This is a genomic window from Streptomyces coryli, assembly GCF_011044975.1.
Taxonomy (GTDB): domain Bacteria; phylum Actinomycetota; class Actinomycetes; order Streptomycetales; family Streptomycetaceae; genus Streptomyces; species Streptomyces coryli.
This window is the reverse complement of the sequence record NZ_JAAKZV010000593.1, coordinates 1-665: the sequence shown is the minus strand read 5'-3', so window position 1 is coordinate 665 and position 665 is coordinate 1. Positions and strand designations below refer to the sequence as shown.

Sequence of the window (665 nt, the reverse complement as noted above, 5' to 3'; positions counted from 1 at the left end):
CAGTCCCCCAGCACGGCCCGCGCCCACCCGGTCTGCCAGGGAAAGAGCTCCTCGAAGTCCTCCCGCTCCAGCGCGCCTTGCCCCGGTCCCAGACACCGCCGGGCCGCCTCGTGCACCCGCCCGGCGACCCGCGCGGCCAGCCGCCGCAGCCAGTCCGGCTGATCGGGCGCCCGCCCCTCCTCCGCCAGCCGCTCGGCGACCCGCAGGCACACCAGGTCGAGATACGCGGAGAAGATCTCCCGCCGCGTCGGCCGCCCCTCCGGCTCCCCGCCCACGGCCGCGCGCACCTCCCCGGCGAGCCGGATCGCGAGCGGATGCCGCGCGTCCCGTGCGGCGATGCCGCCGTCCGGCACACCGCACCGCCGCCGCAGGGCGGCAGCCTCCCCGGCGTCGAGGTCATCGAGCTCGATGCAGGGCAGCTCATGCCGCGCCTGCGCCGGAAAGAGCGCCCCGAACCGCTCCCAGAACTCCGGCCGGCACCCCACCACCAGCCGCGCCCCGTACTCCCGCAGCCACGCCACCGTGTCCGCGACCCACCCGCCGAGATCCTCCGCGAGCACCGGCGGCATGTCCTCCGGCGCGTCGAGCAGAACGAGCAGCGGCCGCCCGGCATCCCGCGCCACCCCGGCCGCCGCGTCGGCGTCGGGACCGCCCCACTCGGCCCC

At 78.2% G+C, this 665-nt stretch carries 1 pseudogene; it reads right to left on the bottom strand.

The window, feature by feature from the left end:
- A pseudogene (locus tag G5C51_RS42355) lies at positions 1-665 on the bottom strand (serine protease); the annotation flags it as partial.